The organism is Streptomyces sp. NPDC053673, assembly GCF_055585225.1.
The window spans coordinates 172,351-192,648 of the sequence record NZ_JBVJKN010000005.1; the positions used below are offsets into that span (position 1 = coordinate 172,351).

At 69.9% G+C, this 20,298-nt stretch carries 20 protein-coding genes, 1 tRNA gene and 1 pseudogene; 16 read left to right on the top strand and 6 right to left on the bottom strand.

Translation table 11 applies throughout. The annotated features are described in order from the left end of the window. Positions 1-60: 60 nt before the first annotated feature. From ACZ6ZQ_RS10205 to ACZ6ZQ_RS10245, 9 genes are all read left to right on the top strand, one after another. Positions 61-891, top strand: coding sequence for a hypothetical protein (locus ACZ6ZQ_RS10205; protein ID WP_469768092.1), 831 nt, complete (start codon positions 61-63; stop codon positions 889-891). A 95-nt stretch (positions 892-986) separates the two neighbouring features. Next, positions 987-1,724 (top strand): YcnI family copper-binding membrane protein, encoded by a 738-nt coding sequence (locus ACZ6ZQ_RS10210; RefSeq protein ID WP_469768093.1) that lies wholly within the window; start codon positions 987-989, stop codon positions 1,722-1,724. Positions 1,725-1,768: 44 nt separating this feature from the next. Then, the gene (locus tag ACZ6ZQ_RS10215; protein ID WP_469768094.1) at positions 1,769-2,434 is read left to right on the top strand and encodes an SCO family protein; all 666 of its coding nucleotides are present in this window, start codon (positions 1,769-1,771) and stop codon (positions 2,432-2,434) included. A 59-nt stretch (positions 2,435-2,493) separates the two neighbouring features. Next, the gene (locus tag ACZ6ZQ_RS10220) at positions 2,494-2,925 is read left to right on the top strand and encodes a copper chaperone PCu(A)C (RefSeq protein WP_469768267.1); all 432 of its coding nucleotides are present in this window, start codon (positions 2,494-2,496) and stop codon (positions 2,923-2,925) included. Positions 2,926-2,951: 26 nt separating this feature from the next. Then, the gene (locus tag ACZ6ZQ_RS10225) at positions 2,952-5,012 is read left to right on the top strand and encodes a copper resistance CopC/CopD family protein (protein WP_469768095.1); all 2,061 of its coding nucleotides are present in this window, start codon (positions 2,952-2,954) and stop codon (positions 5,010-5,012) included. Between the two features lie 31 nt (positions 5,013-5,043). Next, entirely contained in the window at positions 5,044-6,285 is a 1,242-nt protein-coding gene (gene efeB / locus ACZ6ZQ_RS10230) for an iron uptake transporter deferrochelatase/peroxidase subunit (RefSeq protein WP_469768268.1), read from the top strand. 78 nt (positions 6,286-6,363) lie between these two features. Further along, on the top strand, positions 6,364-7,305 hold the full coding sequence (gene pheA, locus ACZ6ZQ_RS10235) for a prephenate dehydratase (RefSeq protein ID WP_469768096.1): 942 nt from the start codon (positions 6,364-6,366) through the stop codon (positions 7,303-7,305). Positions 7,306-7,870: 565 nt separating this feature from the next. After that, positions 7,871-9,148, top strand: coding sequence for a serine--tRNA ligase (serS, locus tag ACZ6ZQ_RS10240; protein WP_469768097.1), 1,278 nt, complete (start codon positions 7,871-7,873; stop codon positions 9,146-9,148). Beyond that, complete coding sequence (locus ACZ6ZQ_RS10245) at positions 9,145-9,948, top strand: HAD family hydrolase (protein ID WP_469768098.1); 804 nt, start codon at positions 9,145-9,147, stop codon at positions 9,946-9,948. Before serS ends, ACZ6ZQ_RS10245 begins: the two co-directional genes overlap by 4 nt. A gap of 146 nt (positions 9,949-10,094) precedes the next feature. On the opposite strand, the gene ACZ6ZQ_RS10250 is transcribed toward ACZ6ZQ_RS10245, so the two are convergent. From ACZ6ZQ_RS10250 to ACZ6ZQ_RS10275, 6 genes are all read right to left on the bottom strand, one after another. Continuing rightward, positions 10,095-10,200 (bottom strand) — tRNA-OTHER (locus tag ACZ6ZQ_RS10250). Between the two features lie 265 nt (positions 10,201-10,465). Further along, positions 10,466-10,723: an SGM_3592 family protein gene (locus ACZ6ZQ_RS10255; protein ID WP_469768099.1), complete on the bottom strand. Its 258-nt coding sequence runs from the start codon at positions 10,721-10,723 to the stop codon at positions 10,466-10,468. A gap of 89 nt (positions 10,724-10,812) precedes the next feature. Then, positions 10,813-11,532, bottom strand: a complete 720-nt coding sequence (locus ACZ6ZQ_RS10260; RefSeq protein WP_469768100.1) for an ABC transporter permease subunit — start codon at positions 11,530-11,532, stop codon at positions 10,813-10,815. Between the two features lie 14 nt (positions 11,533-11,546). Next, complete coding sequence (locus ACZ6ZQ_RS10265; protein ID WP_469768101.1) at positions 11,547-12,458, bottom strand: ABC transporter ATP-binding protein; 912 nt, start codon at positions 12,456-12,458, stop codon at positions 11,547-11,549. A 52-nt stretch (positions 12,459-12,510) separates the two neighbouring features. Then, positions 12,511-13,422, bottom strand: a complete 912-nt coding sequence (locus ACZ6ZQ_RS10270; RefSeq protein ID WP_469768102.1) for an ABC transporter permease — start codon at positions 13,420-13,422, stop codon at positions 12,511-12,513. Beyond that, on the bottom strand, positions 13,419-14,384 hold the full coding sequence (locus tag ACZ6ZQ_RS10275) for an ABC transporter ATP-binding protein (protein ID WP_469768269.1): 966 nt from the start codon (positions 14,382-14,384) through the stop codon (positions 13,419-13,421). Before ACZ6ZQ_RS10275 ends, ACZ6ZQ_RS10270 begins: the two co-directional genes overlap by 4 nt. Positions 14,385-14,614: 230 nt before the next feature. Here ACZ6ZQ_RS10275 and ACZ6ZQ_RS10280 point away from each other — a divergent pair, with 230 nt between their 5' ends. The 7 genes and pseudogenes from ACZ6ZQ_RS10280 (at position 14,615) to ACZ6ZQ_RS10310 (ending at position 20,241) form a co-directional block, all read left to right on the top strand. Further along, positions 14,615-15,469, top strand: coding sequence for a M24 family metallopeptidase (locus ACZ6ZQ_RS10280; RefSeq protein WP_469768103.1), 855 nt, complete (start codon positions 14,615-14,617; stop codon positions 15,467-15,469). Continuing rightward, positions 15,466-15,594, top strand: coding sequence for a hypothetical protein (locus tag ACZ6ZQ_RS10285; protein WP_469768104.1), 129 nt, complete (start codon positions 15,466-15,468; stop codon positions 15,592-15,594). The genes ACZ6ZQ_RS10280 and ACZ6ZQ_RS10285 overlap by 4 nt, the downstream gene beginning before the upstream one ends. Positions 15,595-15,596: 2 nt before the next feature. Further along, positions 15,597-17,381 (top strand): SDR family oxidoreductase, encoded by a 1,785-nt coding sequence (locus tag ACZ6ZQ_RS10290; protein ID WP_469768270.1) that lies wholly within the window; start codon positions 15,597-15,599, stop codon positions 17,379-17,381. A gap of 32 nt (positions 17,382-17,413) precedes the next feature. Then, positions 17,414-17,524 (top strand): annotated as a pseudogene (locus tag ACZ6ZQ_RS10295) (metal-dependent hydrolase); the annotation flags it as partial. A 9-nt stretch (positions 17,525-17,533) separates the two neighbouring features. Further along, complete coding sequence (locus ACZ6ZQ_RS10300) at positions 17,534-18,475, top strand: MerR family transcriptional regulator (protein WP_469768105.1); 942 nt, start codon at positions 17,534-17,536, stop codon at positions 18,473-18,475. Positions 18,476-18,613: 138 nt separating this feature from the next. Then, the gene (locus ACZ6ZQ_RS10305) at positions 18,614-19,156 is read left to right on the top strand and encodes an RNA 2'-phosphotransferase (RefSeq protein ID WP_469768106.1); all 543 of its coding nucleotides are present in this window, start codon (positions 18,614-18,616) and stop codon (positions 19,154-19,156) included. 137 nt (positions 19,157-19,293) lie between these two features. Continuing rightward, entirely contained in the window at positions 19,294-20,241 is a 948-nt protein-coding gene (locus ACZ6ZQ_RS10310) for an LLM class flavin-dependent oxidoreductase (RefSeq protein WP_469768107.1), read from the top strand. The last annotated feature ends 57 nt before the right edge of the window (positions 20,242-20,298 follow it).

The following is a 20,298-nucleotide window of genomic DNA, read 5'->3' on the forward strand; positions in this document are numbered from 1 at the left end:
ACGTGACCTTCCGGACCTGCCGCACGAACGTGATGCGGGCAGTGCGATGATGTCCCGGCCATGTCTGCCCAACCGTCGGTCGCACCTGCCGACGCACCCGCCGGAGCCGGTCTGCGGCTGCTGAGGGCCGCGGTGTTCACCGCGGTCTGCGTCGTGCTGTCCGCGCTGGGGCACGTACTGGCCGCGTGCGCGACCGTCCCCTGGTGGACGCTGCTCACCGGGTTTCTGATCGTCTTCGCGGTGACGGCGCCGCTCGCCGGGCGTACGCGCTCGCTCCCGGCCGTCGTGGCCTTCCTGGCCGGCGGACAGCTCGCACTGCATGCCCTCTTCGGCCTCGGCCAGCGGCACCTCACCGTGTCGCCGAGCGCCGACGACGCACTGATCAGGATGGCGGCCAAGCTCGTCTGCGGCGCGGGCGGCAGCGCGCTGAGCGCCGCCGACGCCCACCGGATCGTCACCGGCGCGGGCCTCGACCCGGCCACGGTTGCCCGGGCCGGACACGCCGCACACGCTGCGGCCGACCCGGCCGTGGCCGTCACCTCCGCCGGGCTGCTGCCCAGCCTCCCGATGCTGCTCGGTCATCTGCTGGCCGCGCTCGCCACCGGCTGGCTGCTGCGGCGCGGCGACATCGCGTTGTTCCGGCTGGCCGCGCTCTCCGCGCAGGGTGCGCACGGCGCCACCGAGGTGGTGGCCGAGGCGGGGCTCGTCCGTGCCCTGCGGGCCGCCCTCGTGCTCGTACGAGCGCTGCTCGCCGGGCTGCCCGGGGCGCCCGGCGCCGGTCCGCCCCCCTTCCGTACGTCCCTCGACGCACCCCCGCCACCGGCGGCCGGGGCACTCCAGCACACGGTGATCAGGCGCGGGCCTCCCGTGCCGTATTCGCTCGCAGCCTGACGCGGCCCACTCGACGGGAGTGGTGTCGCGGCGTACCCGCGCACGCGCGCGCGGACCGGTCACCTTCCTGCTTCTCACGTGGAGTGTTCTCTGCCATGAACAACGTCTCTCGTCTCGCCGCCGCCGGCGCTGTCGCCACCTCGTCCGTGTTCCTGCTCTGCGGCACCGCCTTCGCGCACGTCAGCGTGCAGCCGCAGGGCGAGGCCGCCAAGGGCGGCTACGCCACGGTCAACTTCAAGGTCCCGAACGAGCGCGACAACGCGTCGACCGTGAAGCTCGAGGTCACCGTCCCCGCCGAGCACCCGCTCTCCTCCGTGATGCCGCAGCCCGTCCCGGGCTGGAAGGCCGAGGTCACCAAGACCAAGCTGGCCAAGCCGCTCACCGTGCACGGCAAGCAGATCACCGAGGCCGTCTCGAAGATCACTTGGACCGCGGACGGCGGCAAGATCGGCCCGGGAGAGTTCCAGCAGTTCCCGGTCTCGCTGGGACAGCTGCCGGAGGACACCGACCAGCTCGTCTTCAAGGCCCTCCAGACGTACGACAACAAGGAGGTCGTGCGCTGGATCGAGGAGCCGAAGGAGGGCGCCGCGGAGCCGGAGAGCCCCGCGCCCGTGCTCAAGCTGTCGGCCGCGACCGGTGATCACCACGGTGGCGGCGCCGCGAGCGACAAGAACGCCACGCACGGCAAGGAGCACGAGGGGGAGAAGGAGACCGAGGCGGCCTCCGCCGGCTCCACCGACACCACGGCCCGGGTCCTGGGCGTCGTCGGCATTCTCGTCGGCGTGGCCGGTGTCGCCTTCGGCGTGCTGGCCGGCCGCCGTCGCTCCGCCTGACGCCCGCTCCGCACCTCATATCTGGACATCTAGGACACAACTCCATGCGCATCAAGACTCTGACGGCTGCCGCCCTGGCGGTGGCGGCCGCGCTCACCCTCTCCGCCTGCGGTTCCGACGGCGACACAGCGGACGGGGACCACCACTCCGTCGCCGACGTGTCGGCCGAGCCGAAGGACAAGGCCGCGACCGTGCTCGACCGGCCCTTCGAGAAGCCGAACTTCGTCCTGACGGACACCAAGGGCAAGAAGTACGACTTCCGCGAGCAGACCAAGGGCAGGCCGACGCTGATCTACTTCGGCTACACGCACTGCCCCGACGTGTGCCCGCTGACGATGAGCAACATCGCCATCGCCAAGAAGAAGCTCCCCAAGGCCGACCAGGACAAGCTCCAGGTCGTCTTCGTCACCACCGACCCCGAGCGGGACACCTCCGCCGAGCTCGGCAAGTGGCTGCCCGCGGCGGGCGACCCGTCCTTCGTCGGCCTCACCGGCGACTTCCCGACCATCCAGGCAGGCGCGCGCCAGCTGGGCATCGGCATCGATCCGGCGAAGAAGGAGAAGGACGGTTCCGTCGTCTCCATGCACGGCGCCCAGGTGATCGCCTTCTCCCCCAAGACCGACCAGGGCTACGTCCTGTACGGGGAGGACACCACCGCGGACGACTACGCCAAGGACCTGCCGAAGATCATCAAGGGGGAGAACCCGTGATCCGCCTTACCGCCCACCCGTCGCCCGGCCACCGCCCCTCAAGGAGCTTCGCACGGCGTCTGATCGCCTCCGTCATAGCCCTCGCCGCGGGCCTGGCGCTGGCGGGCTGCTCCTCCGAGTCCGCACCCGAGCTGAAGGTCAGCGGTGCGTTCATGCCGCAGCCCGTGGGCGACATGGCGGGTGGCTTCCTCACCGTCAAGAACAGCGGTGACACGGCGGACAAGCTCACTTCGGTCACCAGCAGCCTCTCGGACGACGTCCAGATCCATGAGACGAAGAACCAGAAGATGCAGCAGGTGGAGTCCTTCGACATCCCCGCCAATGGTGAGCTGACGCTGGAACGCGGCGGTAGCCACATCATGTTCATGGCCCTCAAGAAGCACCCCAAGCAGGGCGAAAAGGTAGAGATCGAGCTGCACTTCGAGAAGGCCGACCCGATCAAGGTCGAGCTTCCCGTGGAGGCGCAGACCCACAACCCGAAGAAGCACTGAGCTATTTGAGGGACTGACGACACACCATGACAGCCACCGCCCCGCGCTTCGGAGCCGCAACTCTTCTGCGGCTGCTGCTCGTCACCGCCGCGCTGCTCGGCACCGTGCTCGCCGGCACGGCGAGTGCGCACGCCGCGCTGACCGGCAGCAACCCGAAGGACGGGGCGGTGCTCGCCACCGCCCCGAAGGACGTCACACTCACGTTCTCCGAGCAGGTCGCCATGGGGAACGACTCGATCCGGGTCCTCGACCCCAGCAGCAAGCGCGTCGACACGGGCGAGCTGAACAACCTGTGCAGCGGAAACCTCGTCAAGTACGGCGTCACGCTGCACGCGGGCCTGCCGAAAGGCACGTACACCGTCGCCTGGCAGGCCGTCTCCGCCGACAGCCACCCGATCGCGGGCGCGTTCACCTTCTCCATCGGCGCGCCGTCGAAAACGGCTGTGGAGCTGCCGAAGCAGGAGGCGGGCGGGGGACTCGTCGGCACGCTCTACGGCATCGCGCGGTACGCGGCGTACGCGGGGTTCGTCGTGCTCGTCGGCGGCGCCGCGTTCGTCCTGGCCTGCTGGCCGCGGGGCGCGGGCGCCCGGCCGACGCAGCGGCTGGTGATGCAGGGCTGGGTGACGCTGACGGCCGCCACGCTCGCCATGCTGCTGCTGCGGAACCCGTACACCGGCTCGGGAGAGCTGGGCGACGTGTTCGACCTGGCCGGGCTGCAGGCCGTACTGGAGACCAAGACCGGGGCTGCGCTGGTGTCACGGCTGCTGCTGCTCGGTGCGGCGGCGCTGTTCGTCGCGGTGCTGTTCGGGGCGTACGCGAAGCGGGACGCGGAGGGAGACGCGAAGGGAGACGCGGAGGGTTCGGTCGCGGCGTCCGGGGAGCGCGCGGAACTCGCCGAGGAACTCGCCAAGGAGAAGAAGGACCTCACCTTCGGGCTGTCCATCGGCGGCACGGTCGTCGCAGCCGGGATCGCCTGTACCTGGGCGCTCTCCGAGCACGCCTCGACCGGTGTCCAGCCGGGCATCGCAATGCCCGTGGACGTACTGCATCTGCTGGCCGTGGCGGCCTGGCTCGGCGGCCTGGTAGCCCTGCTCGTGGCGCTCCACCGGACGCCTTCCGTCGAGCGTACGGCGGTGCTCCGCTTCTCCCGGGTGGCGTTCTGGTCGGTCGTGGTGCTGGCCGCCACCGGGCTCTACCAGTCCTGGCGGCAGGTCGGCTCCTGGTCGGCGCTGACCGGCACGTCGTACGGCCGGCTGCTGCTGCTCAAGGTGGGGCTGGTCGCCGTACTGGTCGGCGTCGCGTGGATCTCGCGGCGATGGACGGCGCGGCTGTCGGAGGACAGCGCTCCGGTGGAAACCGAGGCCGGGACCGAGGCCGAAGGCCGGATCAGGACCAAGACCAAGGCCGGGGCCGGGACGGACGTGGCCGAGAGCGGCTCCGGGACCGAGAGCAGCTCGGGGACCGAGGAGGCGCAGCCGGAAACGGACGCGTCGGGACCGTCCGACCCCGAGCGGGCCGCCCAGCTTGCCCGGCAGAGGGCCGCGGTGGCGACTGCCGCGCGCAAGCGGATCAAGGACGCCGACCCGGAGCGCTCCGGACTGCGCCGTTCCGTACTGGCGGAGGCGGGCGTCGCCGTCGTGCTGCTCGCCGTGACGACCATCCTCACGTCGACCGAGCCCGGGCGTACGGAGGAGCAGGCGGCGAAGGCCGGCGACTCCGGGGCCGCCTCCACCGCCGTACCCGACCGGCCCGTCGACATCACCCTCCCCTTCGACACGGGCGGCAAGGACGGCAAGGGGACCGCCCGGCTGAGCATCGACCCGGGCAGCTCCGGCGCCAACGAACTGAATCTCCGGGTCCACCGCCCCAACGGGCGCCCGCTGGACGTTCCCGAGGTGAAGGTCGCCTTCACCCTGACCGCCGAGAAGATCGGCCCGCTGCCGGTCGTGCCCGACCGGATCGCGACCGGCCACTGGAGCGCGAGCAACATCCAGATCCCGCTGCCCGGTGAGTGGCGTATCCAAGTCACGGTACGGACGTCCGACATCGATCAGGCGACCATCGAGAAGAACGTGAAGATCGGCTGACGTGAGCAGCGACATGGACATGAACAAGGGCATGGGCGACATCGAGATCTCGCGGCGAAGGCTGCTCGGCACAGTAGGGGCCGCCGGCGCGACCGGGCTGGTCCTGGGCGCGGCGGGCGGCGCCGCCGGATACGCGGCGGCTGACGGCGACCCGGCGACCGCACTGGAGACCGTCGGCTCCGCCTCGGAAGCCTTCTACGGCGCCCACCAGGCGGGCATCACCACGCCCGTGCAGTCCCGCGGCCATCTGGTCGCCTTCGACCTGGCGCCGGGGGCGGGCCGCAAGGAAGCGGTCGCCCTGATGCGCCGCTGGTCCGCGACCGCGGCCCGGCTGATGGCGGGCGAACCGGCCGGGGACGGCGACACGGGCGTCGCGCTGGACGCCGGACCGTCCTCGCTGTCCCTCACCTTCGGCTTCGGCCGGACCTTCTTCGACCGTACGGGCCTGGTGGCGCAGCGACCCGTGGAGCTGGACCCGCTGCCGCCCTTCTCCGCCGACCAGCTGGACGCGCGGCGTTCCAACGGCGATCTGTGGGTGCAGATCGGCGCGAACGACGCGCTGGTCGCCTTCCACGCGCTGCGTACGGTCCAGAAGGACGCGGGCGAGGCAGCACGGGTGCGCTGGCAGATGAACGGCTTCAACCGTTCGCCGGGTGCCACGGCGCAGCCGATGACCGCACGCAATCTGATGGGCCAGATCGACGGCACCGGCAACCCGAAGCCGTCCGAGCCGGACTTCGACCGCCGGATCTTCGTCCCGGCCGGCGGCACCGGTGGGCAGCACCCGTGGATGGCGGGCGGCTCGTACGCCGTGGTCCGCCGTATCCGCATGCTGCTCGACGACTGGGAGAAGCTGCCGCTGAAGAAGCAGGAGCAGGTGATCGGGCGGCGCAAGTCGGACGGCGCCCCGCTGACCGGTGGCAGCGAGGCGACCGAGCTCGATCTGAACAAGACCGGTCCTGATGGGCATCTGGTCATTCCCGACAACGCGCATGCCCGTATCTCCGCCCCTGAACAGAACGGGGGCGCGGCGATGCTGCGCCGGCCGTACTCCTTCCACGACGGAATCGCCGCGGACGGTACGCCCGACGCCGGGCTGCTCTTCATCTGCTGGCAGGCGGACCCGCTGAAGGGGTTCGTGCCGGTGCAGCGCAAGCTCGACCGGGGCGACGCCCTGTCCACGTTCATACGCCACGAGGCCAGCGGCCTCTTCGCCGTGCCGGGCGGTCCGCGGAAGGGCGAGTACGTGGGCCAGCGGCTGCTGGAGCAGTGAGCACACGTCGCACTCGTCGCACCCGTTGCACCCGTCGCCGGGAGCAGCGAGGTACGCGGGCGCACTAGGGTGACTGGTATGTCCGCGACTCGCTACACGTATCTCGGCCCCGAGGGCACCTTCACCGAGGCCGCCCTGCGTACGCTCCCGGAGGCCGCGCCCCGGGAGCTCGTCCCGATGGTGTCCGTGCCGGCCGCGCTCGACGCCGTACGCAGCGGGGAGGCCGCGGCCGCGCTCGTACCGATCGAGAACTCGGTGGAGGGCGGCGTCACCGCGACCCTCGACGAACTGGCCTCGGGCGAGCCGCTGATGATCTACCGCGAGGTGCTGCTGCCGATCACCTTCGCGCTGCTGGTGCGGCCCGGCACGAAGCTCTCCGACGTGAAGACGGTGACCGGCCACCCGGTCGCGCAGCCGCAGGTACGGAACTGGCTGCGCTCCCATCTGCCCGACGCCGTGTGGGAGTCGGCGGCGTCGAACGCGGACGGAGCACGGCTGGTGCAGGAGGGCCGGTTCGACGCGGCCTTCGCCGGTGAGTTCGCGGCGGCGACGTACGGCCTCGAAGCACTGGTCACCGAGATCCACGACGCGGAGAACGCCGAGACGCGTTTTGTACTGGTCGGCCGGCCGGCCCGGCCCGCGGCCCCGACCGGCGCGGACAAGACGTCGGTGGTCATCTGGCAGCGCGACGACCATCCGGGTGCGCTGCTGGAACTGCTCCAGGAATTCGCGGTGCGCGGCGTGAACCTGATGCTGCTCCAGTCCCGGCCGACCGGTGCGGGGATCGGGAACTACTGCTTCGCCATCGACGCCGAGGGCCACATCTCGGACCGGCGGGTGGGCGAGGCGCTGATGGGTCTGAAGCGGATCTGCCCGAAGGTGCGGTTCCTGGGGTCGTATCCGCGGGCGGGCGTGTCCTCGCCGGAGCGCGCCGCGCGCGTTCTGAGGCCCGGGACGTCGGACGCGGAGTTCGTGGACGCGGCGGAGTGGCTGGCGCGCTGCCAGGACGGCCGCGCGTAACCCTGCGTTTCCTTTGACCGGTTCTGTCCGCGCTTTCTTCCTACTTTTCGTTACCCACAGAAGTTATCCACAGGCGCGCTTCTCGACCTGGGGACAAGTCGACAACGTAAATCGACATGGTCGACAAATCACCCCAGTCACCCCACATGCATCCACAGCGCGTCCGGGAGTCCGGGTCGGCCCAATTCCTTTGATCAACTCTTTGGAGCGAGGAATTCCCACCCGAACGAGTGCGTGGACCAGGTTTGGAAGGGGAATCCTCTGGTCCGCATGCGACTTTCGGAATGATCAATTCCGTAGTCCACAGATCTTCCTCACACCCTGTGGATAACCCCATGAAGCGGTCCACCCCTGTGGACAACGGCCTCCAAGTTCCGCACTCCACAAGGGGAACGAGTCAAGCGAGAAGTGGCACTTGCCCCATTTCGGCGACCGGCATCCGGTTCATTGACGGATGCCGGTCCGGATTCACCGCGACGTTCCTTAATTCTGGCAATTAGGGCAAAGGGGAACGCAAACCAATATCAACTGGGGAGGTGGGAGCCCGCACCGGTAGCCTGGTGGGGTGATTGACCTTCGCCTGCTCCGTGAGGACCCCGACCGTGTTCGCGCCTCCCAGCGCGCCCGTGGAGAGGACGTCGAGCTCGTCGACGCCCTGCTCTCCGCCGATGAACGGCGCAGGTCGTCCGGCGTCCGCTTCGACGAACTCCGCTCCGAGCAGAAGTCGCTCGGCAAGCTCATCCCCAAGGCTTCTCCGGACGAGCGCACCGAGCTGCTGAAGAAGGCCGAGCAGCTGAAGACCGACGTCAAGGCCGCCGACACCGAGCAGAACGAGGCCGACGAGGAAACCCGCCGGCTGCTGCTCCAGCTGGGCAACCTGGTCCACCCGGACGTCCCGGTCGGCGGCGAGGAGGACTTCGTCGTCCTGGAGACGCACGGCACGATCCGTGACTTCGCGGCCGAGGGCTTCGAGCCCAAGGACCACCTGGAGCTCGGTGAGGCGCTGGGCGCCATCGACGTCGAGCGCGGTGCCAAGGTGTCGGGCTCCCGCTTCTACTACCTGACGGGCGTCGGCGCGCTGCTGGAGCTCGCCCTCGTCAACGCGGCGATCGCACAGGCGACGGAGGCCGGCTTCGTCCCGATGCTGACCCCTGCGCTGGTCCGCCCGCGCGCCATGGAGGGCACGGGCTTTCTCGGCCAGGCCGCGGAGAACGTGTACCACCTGGAGAAGGACGACTTCTATCTCGTCGGCACGTCCGAGGTCCCGCTCGCGGCGTACCACATGGACGAGATCATCGAGGCCGACAAGCTGCCGCTGCGGTACGCGGGCTTCTCCCCCTGCTTCCGCCGCGAGGCCGGTACGTACGGCAAGGACACGCGCGGCATCTTCCGTGTCCACCAGTTCGACAAGGTCGAGATGTTCTCGTACGTCGACCCGGACGACGCGGAGAACGAGCACAAGCGTCTCCTGGAGTGGGAGAAGCAGTGGCTGACCGGCCTGGAGCTGCCGTTCCAGGTGATCGACGTGGCGTCCGGCGACCTCGGCTCGTCCGCCTCGCGGAAGTACGACTGCGAGGCGTGGATCCCGACCCAGGGCAAGTACCGCGAGCTGACGTCGGCGTCGAACTGCGACGGCTTCCAGGCGCGCCGGCTGTCGGTGCGAATGCGCGACGGCAAGCAGGTCAAGCCGCTCGCGACGCTGAACGGCACGCTGTGCGCCGTACCGCGCACGATCGTCGCGATCCTGGAGAACCACCAGCTGGCGGACGGTTCGGTGCGGGTGCCCGAGGTACTGCGTCCGTATCTGGGCGGCCGTGAGGTCCTGGAGCCGGTCGCCAAGTGAGTTTTCCGTACCGGCTCATCGCTACGGACCTCGACGGGACGCTGCTGCGCTCCGACGACACCGTCTCGCAGCGCACGCGTGACGCGCTCGCCGCCGCCACGGCGGCGGGCGCAGCGCACATCGTCGTCACGGGGCGGGCCGTCCCGTGGACCCGGCACATACTGGACGACCTGGGCTATCAAGGCCTCGCGGTGTGCGGCCAGGGCGCGCAGGTCTACCACGCGGGCGAGCACAAACTGCTGACCTCGGTGACCCTTGACCGCCAGCTGGCCGGGCTCGCCCTCTCCAAGCTCGAGGCCGAGGTCGGCCCGCTGTCGCTCGCCGCCAGCCGCGACGGCCTCGACGGCGAGGTCCTCGTCGGCGCCGGCTACCGGGTCCAGGAGGGCCCGCTCCCCGTCGTCGCCTTCGACGACCCGGCCGAGCTGTGGTCCGCCCCGCTCAACAAGGTCTACATCCAGCACCCGGGCCTCGACGACGACGCCCTCACCCGGATCGCCCGCCAGACGGTCGGCAACCTGGTGGACGTGGTGATGGCCGGCCCCGGCATCGTCGAGATCCTCCCGCTGGGCCTCAGCAAGGCCACGGGCCTCTCCCTCGCCGCGCGGCGCCTGGGGGTGAAGGCTGCCCAGACGATCGCCTTCGGCGACATGCCCAACGACATCCCCATGTTCGCCTGGTCCGCCCACGGCGTAGCCATGGCCAACGCCCACGACGACCTCAAGGCCGTGGCCCACGAGATCACGGCTTCGAACGAGCACGACGGCATTGCTGTGGTGCTCGAGGAGCTGCTGGGCCGGTAGCCGTTGCGGGCGGTCGGTCCGCTGGCCTGTGGGCACCCCCAGGCCCGGGCAAAGCTCTGGGAGGGTGGGCACAACGCCCCGGTACCAGGTGCCGCTACGGTTCTGGGCCCACCCCGAACGGGCCCAGAACCGCCGGAGGCGAAACGCGGAGGATGCGCGGATCGAACGCGCGCGGGGTCCAAGGCCCCGACGACGACTTGCTTCTGAGCAAACCCAGCGCAAGTCGCTGCCTTACCACTCGGCCAATCCTCCGGGAGGGCGGCCCGCGCGAATGCGCGCTCGAAGCGGCCGCCCGGGCAGCAGTCTCGCGGCGGCTCGACGGAGTCCGATGATTACTCCGAAGCCTGCCGTGCGCTGCCCTGCTGGGAGCTCGACGGACTCGTACTCTCGGTCATCGCCGCACCCCTCCCCGGTCTCGAAACGGCACTCGCACGTTTGCGCGACTGCCTCAACTACTGTGCCCGCCGCGTCAGTTCCGCGCCACTGAATTTCGGGTCATTGCGGGACGACAGCCCCGTCAGCCCTTCCGCCGCCACCACCGTCTGCGCGCCCGGCTCCAGAACCATCCCGCGGGTGGCTCGTCGGACCGCCACGGCTGCGGCTCGGGCGCCGAGCCCCGCCAGCGGGCGGCGAGCATCCGTGCCCGCGCGGATGGCTCGGCCGTCTCCGCGGCCCGTATGAAGTCCTCGTCGAGGACAGCGTCGTCCCAGGACCGCGCCCCTTCCGGCCCGGGGGCCCCCTCCGGCCCGTGGGCCGCTTCCGGTTCCTCGGCCATGGCGGCTCCTCCTCGCGCCCTCCACCCAGTGTCCTCACAGACTCGTCAAGCGGGCGTGAGAACGGGAACGCCCCCGGGGGCCGCCCCCGCTACTCCTCGCCCGCCAGCGTCAGCGTCCGCAGCTTCTGCCCCGCGTACCCCGTCGCCAGCAGCGTGACGCCCACGAGCAGCGCCACCGCGAGCGGCAGGCTCACGTCGGAGGCGATCATCCCCTCGCCGCCGATCTTCTCGGCGAGGGACAGCGACCACTGCTGCACGCTGAGTGTCCGCGCGCCCGGCACGAGGCTGCCGAAGAGCGTCTCCCACGCCAGGGCGTAGACGAGTCCGATCACGACCGCATGCCGGCTGACCGTACCGAGCAGCAGGAACAGCGCGCTGTACGCGATCGACGCGACCAGCGCCGCGACCGTGTAGGCAATCGCGATCTGCTGACCGTTGCCGTTGAGGATGTATCCCGCGATGAAGGTGGGGACCGCGGAGAACGCCATGGTCACGGCGATCGCCACGATCAGCTTGGTGACGATGATCGTCGGCCGCTTCACCGGCTTGGCGAGCAGATAGACGATCGAACCGTCGTCGATCTCCGGCCCGATCGCTCCCGTACCGGCGATCACACCGATCAGCGGCACCATCGTGGCGATGGCGAAGCCGCCGAGCACATCGGAGGCGATCTGGTCGTCCACTCCGTTGAACGCCCGCACCGCCGCCGCGATGAGCAGCAGCAGCCCCGGGAGGACGAAGAGGACCGCGGCCCGGCGCCGGCCGAGCATGGCCCGGTAGGTGAGCCGGGCGACTGTCGGGTTGTACATGTCGAAGGCTCCTTTCAGGCCGCTACGAGGTACGAGAAGACCGACTCGAGGGACTCGTCCGAGGGCGAGACCGTCAGCAGCCGGATGGAGTGCTCACGGGCGACCTTCGGCAGCAGTTCCGTGAACCGCCCGAAGTCGACCGCCTGGATCCGCAATGCGCCTTCCTGCAGATCCACTTCGATGCCGGCCGTCGAGGGGTCGGCGATCAGCGCGGCAGCCAGCGCCCGGTCGTCGCTGGAGCGCACCAGATACCGGTGCGGCCGGTCCGTCATGAGCCGGCGGATCCTGCGGAAGTCGCCGCTCGCCGCGTGCCGTCCCGCCACGATCACCTCGATGTGCGAGGCGAGTTGTTCGACCTCCTCCAGGATGTGGGACGAGAACAGGACCGTGCGGCCCTCGGCACCCATCCGCCGGAGCAACTCCATGAGCTGCATGCGCTGGCGCGGGTCCATGCCGTTGAAGGGCTCGTCGAGGAGCAGCACGCTCGGCTCGTGCACGAGCGCGGACGCCATCTTGACGCGCTGGCGCATTCCCTTGCTGTACGTCGCGATCTTGCGATCCTGCGCGTACTCCATCTCCACCGTGGCCAGCGCGCGCTGGGCCTCCTTCGCACCCAGTCCGTGCAATTCGGCGTTGGCGACGACGAATTCCCGCCCCGTCAGGAAGTCGTACATCGCCTCGCGCTCGGGCACGACGCCGATCTGCCGGTACACCGCTTCGTTGCGCCAGATCGTCTGCCCGTCGAGGGTGACACTGCCCGTCGAGGGGGCGAGAAATCCACCCATCATGTTGATGAGCGTGGACTTGCCGGCTCCGTTGGGGCCGAGCAGTCCGGTGACGCCCGGGCCGACCGCCATGGTCACGTCGTTGACGGCGACCACGTTGCCGAACCAGCGGGACGTGTGGTCGATGAAAAGAGTGCTCATGGGCGCAGCCCATTCCTTGGAAGGGTGGTGGTGGGTGACGGGAGGGCGGTTGTCACAGCCCGGCCTTTCGGTAGCGGCGCATCAGCACGGCGTACGAGCCGGCGATGAGCGCGAGGACGACCAGCAGATAGACCACGCCGGCTCCGGTGCCGGGGCCCTGTCCTCCGGGGAAGGAGGAGGTCGCGCCGAGGAAGGCGGTCTGCACGCCGTCGATGAGGGTGACGGGCGAGAAGAGGCCCAGCCACTCCACGGCTCCGCCGGAGCCGGTCTCGTGTGCGATGGCCTGGACCGTCGACACCGCGCCGTAGGTGATGGTCAGGGTGGCGATGACGGCGGCGACGCCGAAGCCGCGGCGCGGGGTGAGCGCGGCCATGACGAGGCCGAGGCCGCCGAAGAAGAGTGAAAGGAGTGCCACGGAGACCAGCCCCTGCACGAATCCCTTGGTCTGGTCGGAGAAGTCCATCTTCGCCAGCAGCGAGCCGATGTAGAGGATCAGCAGCGGGGTGCCGGTGAGGACGAACAGGGCGGAGGCCATCGCACCGAGCTTGGCGAGGACGTAGTCGACTCGCTCGATGGGCCGCGAGAAGTACAGCGGCACGGTCTTGAAGCGCAGGTCCCGGGAGACGGACTGCGGGGCCTGGGCCGCCAGGAAGAGTCCGATGACCGCCTGCGTGACGATCGCATAGCGGGTGTAGTCGAGCGGCAGATCCTTCATCTTGGTGGCGACCGCGACGGCCACGATGATGGCCGCGGGTACGCACATCACCGCGAAGAGGATCATCGGCAGCACCTTGGACTTGGCGGAGCGGCCGAGTCCGTAGGCGCCGCGCAGCGACTGCGAGTAGAGCGAGCGGCGCGCGTAGGCCCGGCCGAGGCGCGCGCCTTCGTAGTTGCGGTATCCGATGTTGTGGATACGTGTGGTCTCGGTGCGGGGTGTCTCGGTGTGGGTCGTCCCGTTGCTCATCGCGCCGGCACCTCCATGGGCTGGGCCGCTGCCTGCGGGCGGAAGACCTCCGCGATGTGGTGGCGGCGCTGTTCCATCCGTACGAGGCCGAGGCCCAGGGTGGCGACGGTGTCGCGGACGGTGTCGTACGTCTCCTCGCCGGTCGCCTCCAGCAGGAGGATGTGACCGGCTCCCGGCAGGCCCTCCTGGACGCCCTCGTGCAGCGTGATGCCGGCGGCCGCCAGGGCCTCGCGGAGTGCCGCCGTCCCGTCGGGGTGGTCGTCGGAGTCGGTGACCTCGACCGCGAGCGTGGTCGTGATCTGGGTGAAGTCGCTGGTGGAGCTGGAGCGCAGCAGAGTTCCGCCGTCCACGACCACTACGTGGTCACAGGTGCGCTCGAGTTCGCCGAGCAGGTGGGACGTGACCAGGACCGAGATGCCGAAGTCGGTGTACACGCGGCGGATCAGGCCGAGCATCTCGTCGCGGCCGACCGGGTCGAGGCCGTTGGTCGGTTCGTCGAGGAGCACCAGCTGCGGGTCGTGGACCAGTGCCTGCGCGAGCTTCACTCGCTGCTTCATGCCGGTCGAGTAGCCGCCGATGGGGCGGTACCGCTCCTCGTAGAGGCCGACGTGGCGCAGGGTGTCGGCGGTGCGCTCACGTGCCGCGGTCGGCGGGAGTCCGGACATGCGCGCCATGTGGACCACGAACTCGGTGGCCGAGACATCGGGCGGCAGGCAGTCGTGCTCGGGCATGTAGCCGACGCGCTCACGGATGGCGGCGCCGGAGGTGGCGACGTCCAGGCCGAGCACCTCGGCCCGGCCTTCCGTGGCGGGGGACAGACCCAGCAGGATCTTGATCAGTGTGGACTTGCCGGCTCCGTTGGCGCCCACGAGTCCGGTCACGCCGGGCCCGATGTCCAGGGAGAGCCGGTCAAGCGCGGTCACCCGGGGGAACCGCTTGCTCAGGCTTTCGGTCACGATCACAGTCACGATTCGACGGTAGTGGCGCAGACCACAGGCGACGTCAACCCTGGCGGCTGGATCCGCATCCGACTCCAGGCGTACGGGCCCGTAGGGGGCTGGGCCGAAGGAGGACTTGCGCGGAGTTATCCACAGGCCGGTGCATGACTCTTGACGTAGCCGCCGGACATTGTCACATTCATCAGTGTCAAGTTACGGGCACGTACCGCACACGACGAGGGACGGACGGTGGCATGACCGGCAAGACCTCAGCAGTGAACACAGAACTCGCGGCCGAGCTGCGGGGGTTTCGGGAAGTGCAGCGCCTGGCGTACGAGTGCGCGGAGGCCGTCGCGGCGCAGCTCAAGCCCGGAGTGACCGAGCGCGAGGCGGCGCGGATGCAGCGGGAGTGGCTGCGCGGACGGGGTGTGCGCGACTGGTTCCATCTCCCCTTTGCCTGGTTCGGCGACCGTACGGCGTTCGTCAACTTCCGCATACCGCTGCAGTTCTTTCCGACCAACCGGCGGCTGGAGGCGGGGATGCCCTTCATCCTCGACATGGCTCCGGTCTACAAGGGCTTCACTGCCGACATCGGCTATTCGGGCTGCCTGGGCCTCCACCCCGTGCACGACAAGCTGCTCGACGATCTTCAGGCGCACCGCGAGCTGATTCTGCGCGAGGTGCGCGAGCGCCGCTCGCTCCGCGAGATCTATGAGGACGTCGACCGGCTGATGGTCCGGCAGGGGTATGCCAACCGGCATCGCGCGTACCCCTTCGGCGTCATCGCCCACAAGGTCGACCGGGTCAAGGAGCGCTCCTGGTCGCCGACGCTCTTCGGGTTCGGCGCCCAGTCGCTGAAGGGGCTCGCGAGCGACGCCCTGCACGGTCACCGGGACGGCTGGTCGCCGCTGTGGTCGCCGTACAAGTTCTCCGACCACCCGCCGCAGCCGGGGCTGTGGGCGGTCGAGCCGCATCTCGGCTTCCGGGGTACGGGCGCGAAGTTCGAGGAGATCCTGGTCGTCACCGACTCCAAGGACCCGGAGCAGAGCGCGTTCTGGCTGGACGACGATCTGCCGCATGTGCGGCGCTGGAGCGAGGAGGGGTCGTGAGCGACGCACGCGAGGCCGCCGGACCGCAGACAGAAGTGATGGCCGAGCCTCTGCGCCGAGCGGGCGGAGATGGGGGCACCCCCAGGCCGAAGGCCCTGGGGGAGAACAATCGGGAGGCGGCGTGAAGGTGCGCATCGAGGGCGCACGCCGGCGATGGGTGCGTACGGGCGGGATCGAGCTGTGTGTCGCGGAGCTCGGTGACGAGATGCAGCCGACGGTGCTGCTCGTGCACGGCTACCCGGACAGCAAGGAGGTGTGGTCCGAGGTCGCGACCCGGCTCGCGGAGCGCTTCCATGTGGTGCTGTACGACGTGCGGGGGCACGGCCGCTCCACAGCGCCGGTGCCGCTGCGCGGCGGTTTCACCCTGGAGAAACTGACGGACGACTTCCTGGCGGTCGCGGACGCGGTCAGCCCGGACCGTCCGGTGCATCTGGTCGGGCACGACTGGGGATCCGTGCAGTCCTGGGAGTTCGTCACGGTGAGGCGGACCGAGGGCCGGATCGCCTCGTTCACCTCGATCTCGGGGCCCTCGCTCGACCACTTCGGGCACTGGATCAAGCAGCGCATGACCCGGCCCACCCCGCGCCGTGTCGGTCAGCTCCTCGGTCAGGGCGCCAAGTCCTGGTACGTGTACATGCTGCATACGCCGGTACTGCCCGAGCTGGCCTGGCGCGGGCCGCTGGGCAAGCAGTGGCCGAAGATCCTTCAGCGAGTCGAGAAGGTACCGGCCGGCGACTACCCGACACCGTCGCTGCCTTCCGACGCGGCGAACGGCGCCTGGCTCTACCGCGACAACGTCCGCGCCCGGCTGCGCCGGCCCCGCTCCGACGCGTACGCCCACGCACCGGTCCAGCTGATCACACCGACCGGGGACGCCTTCCTCTCGGAGCGGCTCTACGACGATCTGGCCCAGTGGGCGCCGCAGTTGGTGCGCCGCACGCTCCCTGCCAAGCACTGGGTTCCGCGCACCCGCCCGGACCAACTGGCCGTGTGGATCACCGAGTTCGTGACGGCGCACGAGGAAGGCGGGGCGGCCTGGCCGGCTCCCGCGAGCGCGGCCGCCGGTCCGTACACCGAGCGGTTCGGCGGGCAGCTCGTGCTGGTGACGGGCGCGGCCAGCGGCATCGGGCGGGCAACGGCCTTCGCCTTCGCCGAGGCCGGGGCGCGGGTCGTCGCCGTGGACCGGGACACGGAGGGCGCGGCGAGGACCGCGGAGATGGCGCGGCTGATCGGCGCACCAGCGGCCTGGGGCGAGACGGTGGACGTCAGCGACGAGCAGGCCATGGAAAAGCTCGCAGAGAAGGTCGCCACCGAGTACGGCATCGTGGACGTGCTGGTCAACAATGCCGGGATCGGTCTCTCCGGCTCGTTCTTCGACACGACGAGCGAGGACTGGCGCAGGGTCCTCGACGTCAATCTGTGGGGCGTCATCCACGGCTGCCGCATCTTCGGCAAGCAGATGGCCGAGCGAGGCCAGGGCGGCCATATCGTCAACACGGCCTCGGCCGCCGCCTATCAGCCCTCCAAGGCACTCCCCGCGTACTCGACGTCGAAGGCCGCGGTGCTGATGCTCAGCGAGTGTCTGCGGGCGGAACTGGCCGGTCAGGGCATCGGGGTCTCGGCGATCTGCCCGGGCATTGTGAACACGAACATCACGGCGACAGCGCGCTTCGCAGGCGTCTCCGAGGAGGAGCAGCAGCGACGGCAGCGGAAGTCGTCCCGGCTGTACGGGCTGCGCAACTACCCGCCGGAGAAGGTCGCCGAGGCGGTCCTGCGCGCTGTCGTGAAGAACCAGGCGGTGGTTCCGGTGACTCCGGAGGCCCGCGGCGCCCGGCTCCTGTCCCGCTTCACGCCCAAGGCCCTGCGCGCGATAGCCCGGCTGGAGCCTCCACTGTCAGCGACCACCATGTGATCGCGCCGCGACGCAGGGTGTCGTTCGACACCGCGATACCCCGCTGCTTCCGGCGGTCGTACCATCCCTCGCAGGAGGGTTCGCTCCGCAGGGCCGTCGGGTGTTTCGCGACATCGCCGGTGGCCCGTGCCATCGGGCAGTAGGGAGTGATCGTGTCCGGGGATCAGGCAGTCGAGTACCGGATCGAGGACCTCGCGCATCACAGCGGCGCCACGGTCCGGACGATCCGTGCCTACCAGGACCGCGGACTGCTGCCCAAGCCGGAGCGGCGCGGCCGGGCCAATGTGTACGGGGACTCGCACCTCGCCCGGCTGCGCCAGATCGCCGACCTCCTCGACCGGGGGTACACGCTGGCCTCGATCAAGGAACTGCTGGAGGCCTGGGACGCGGGGCGAGGGCTCGGCGGGGTGCTCGGTCTGGTCGCCGAGGTCCAGGGTCCGTGGACGGACGAGGAGGCGGACAGGATCAGTCGCGCGGACCTGGACGAGACCTTCGGAGGGAAGCCCGACGAGGACGCCATCGCCGAGGCGGTGGAGCTCGGAGTGCTGGAGCGCATTCCCGGCCGGGACGACGAATTCCTCGTTCCGAGCCCCCAGGAGCTGGCCGTGGCCGCCGAGTTGTACGCGGCGGGCGTTCCGCTGCTCGCAATCTCCGGCCATCTGAGGGAACTTCGAGGCCAGGTGGAGCACATCGCCTCTCGCTTCCTGGAGTTCACCACCGAGCATGTCTTCGCCCGCTATCTGGGGCATCGGCCACCGACGGAGGTGGACGCGGCCGAGGCGGCGGCGATGGTGCGCCGGCTGAGGCCGCTCGCACAGCAGACCGTCGATGCCGAACTGGCCCGGGCCATGCGGCTTTTCGCGACCCGTCACCTTCAGCACCACCTGAGCGCCGAGGGTCCGGTGCCACAGGGCACCGAACCCCGATCGGTGGCGCTGCCCGCCGGGACGATCCGGGCCGTACAGCGGCTGGTTGGCCCGGAGAACGCCGCGGCATTCATCACAGCCGCGACCGAACGGGAGGTTCATGCACGGACATTGGATGCACTTACCGCAATTCACCCAGACAATGGTGAAGTTGATCAAAGGAGGTAAATCACCTGGCTGTTGTCCACAGTGATGCCAATTCCCTTGTGGATAACCGCACTTGGCTGTGGACCAAACATTTCGATCACTGTCGTCCGGATGAAAATCGCGTGGCGGCACACCGACCTTCCACGGGACTCTGACGACATGGACGAACAGCGCACCGTCAAGGTGTCGAAGTACCTGTCGAGACATCTGCGTCATCAGCCGGAGCAGATCGGGCTCACTCTGGACGCGAACGGCTGGGCCGAGATCGACGAGCTGATGCGGGCCGCGGCCGCGCACGGCTTCCGGTTCACCCGGGCCGAGCTGGACCACGTCGTCGCCGTCAACGACAAGCGGCGCTTCACGATCGACGGCCCGCGGATCCGCGCCAACCAGGGCCACACCGTCGAAGTCGACCTGGGCCTGCCGCCCGCCGAGCCGCCCGCGTATCTCTACCACGGCACCGTCGCCCGCAGCCTGGACGCGATCCGCGCCGAAGGACTGCGCCCGATGGCTCGCCACCATGTCCACCTCTCGCCCGACCGGGAGACCGCGACCCGCGTCGGCGCACGCCGCGGCCGTCCCGTCGTCCTCTCCGTGGACGCGGGAGCGATGCACCGTGGAGGCCATGTGTTCCATGTCAGCGCCAATGGCGTCTGGCTCACGGACGCGGTCCCGCCGGAGTTCCTCCGCTTCCCCGACTGACCGCACCGACCCCCGGCCGACCCGCCCGATCCCCGGATTCAGCGGACGACCGCAGCACACCACGGCCGACCTGCACATACCCCGGCTGACGCGCACAGCGGCGAGGCCGGTGACAGGACCACCGTACGCTGGAGGGCATGACGTCTCCTCTGCGCCTGAGCACCGTGATCCTTCCCGTGCACCGCTGGAACGAGGGGGGCCTGGCACTCTGGCAGCGCGCCGAGGAGCTTGGTTTCCACGCCGCCTACACCTACGACCACCTGGCCTGGCGAACCTTCCGCGACGGTCCGTGGTTCGGAGCCGTGCCCACCCTGACGGCCGCCGCCGCGGCCACCGACAGGCTGCGTCTGGGCACCCTGGTGACCTCGCCGAACTTCCGGCATCCGGTCACCCTCGCCAAGGAACTGATCACCCTCGACGACATCTCCGACGGCCGGATCACCCTCGGCATCGGCGCGGGCGGCAACGGCTTCGACGCGACCACGCTGCTGAAGAGCGACGAGGAGCCCTGGACCCCGCGCGAGCGCGCGGACCGCTTCGGCGAGTTCGTACCCCTGCTGGACAAACTGCTGCGCGAGCCGGCCGGGACGACGTACGAGGGCACCTTCTACTCGGCGACCGAGGCGCGGAACGTGCCCGGCTGCGTCCAGCGGCCCCGGCTCCCCTTCGCCGTCGCCGCCACCGGCCCTCGCGGGCTGAAGCTCGCCGCCCGGTACGGACAGGCTTGGGTGACCACGGGCGACCCGAAGCTGTACGAGGCGGGCACCCCTGAGCAGTCGGTCGAGGCCATCGCCGGGCAGCTCACGAAGCTGGGCAAGGCCTGCGCTGACGCGGGCCGGGATGCGGCGGAACTCGACAAGATCCTGCTCACCGGGTTCACCCCCGACTTCAACCCGGCCACCGCCGCCCCCCGGCTGGGCCGCCCGCTGGAGTCCGTGGACGCGTTCGTCGACTTCGCCGGCCGGCACGCCGAACTCGGCTTCACCGAGATCGTCATCCACTGGCCCGTCGCCGACTCGGTCTTCGCGGCCGACGAGAAGGTCTTCGAGCAGATCGCGACGGAGGGCCTGGCACAGCTGCGCTGAGCGGCCGGGTGGCCCGTACTCAAATGTGCGCCCGCCCGCACGGCCGTGCGCCTGGTA

Coding starts and splice junctions, on each gene's coding strand:
- ACZ6ZQ_RS10205 (WP_469768092.1), top strand. CDS start 61: ATGTCTGCCCAACCGTCGGTCGCACCTGCCGACGCACCCGCCGGAGCC.
- ACZ6ZQ_RS10210 (WP_469768093.1), top strand. CDS start 987: ATGAACAACGTCTCTCGTCTCGCCGCCGCCGGCGCTGTCGCCACCTCG.
- ACZ6ZQ_RS10215 (WP_469768094.1), top strand. CDS start 1,769: ATGCGCATCAAGACTCTGACGGCTGCCGCCCTGGCGGTGGCGGCCGCG.
- ACZ6ZQ_RS10225 (WP_469768095.1), top strand. CDS start 2,952: ATGACAGCCACCGCCCCGCGCTTCGGAGCCGCAACTCTTCTGCGGCTG.
- efeB (WP_469768268.1), top strand. CDS start 5,044: ATGGGCGACATCGAGATCTCGCGGCGAAGGCTGCTCGGCACAGTAGGG.
- pheA (WP_469768096.1), top strand. CDS start 6,364: ATGTCCGCGACTCGCTACACGTATCTCGGCCCCGAGGGCACCTTCACC.
- ACZ6ZQ_RS10255 (WP_469768099.1), bottom strand. CDS start 10,723: ATGGCCGAGGAACCGGAAGCGGCCCACGGGCCGGAGGGGGCCCCCGGG.
- ACZ6ZQ_RS10260 (WP_469768100.1), bottom strand. CDS start 11,532: ATGTACAACCCGACAGTCGCCCGGCTCACCTACCGGGCCATGCTCGGC.
- ACZ6ZQ_RS10265 (WP_469768101.1), bottom strand. CDS start 12,458: ATGAGCACTCTTTTCATCGACCACACGTCCCGCTGGTTCGGCAACGTG.
- ACZ6ZQ_RS10270 (WP_469768102.1), bottom strand. CDS start 13,422: ATGAGCAACGGGACGACCCACACCGAGACACCCCGCACCGAGACCACA.
- ACZ6ZQ_RS10280 (WP_469768103.1), top strand. CDS start 14,615: ATGACCGGCAAGACCTCAGCAGTGAACACAGAACTCGCGGCCGAGCTG.
- ACZ6ZQ_RS10305 (WP_469768106.1), top strand. CDS start 18,614: ATGGACGAACAGCGCACCGTCAAGGTGTCGAAGTACCTGTCGAGACAT.
- ACZ6ZQ_RS10310 (WP_469768107.1), top strand. CDS start 19,294: ATGACGTCTCCTCTGCGCCTGAGCACCGTGATCCTTCCCGTGCACCGC.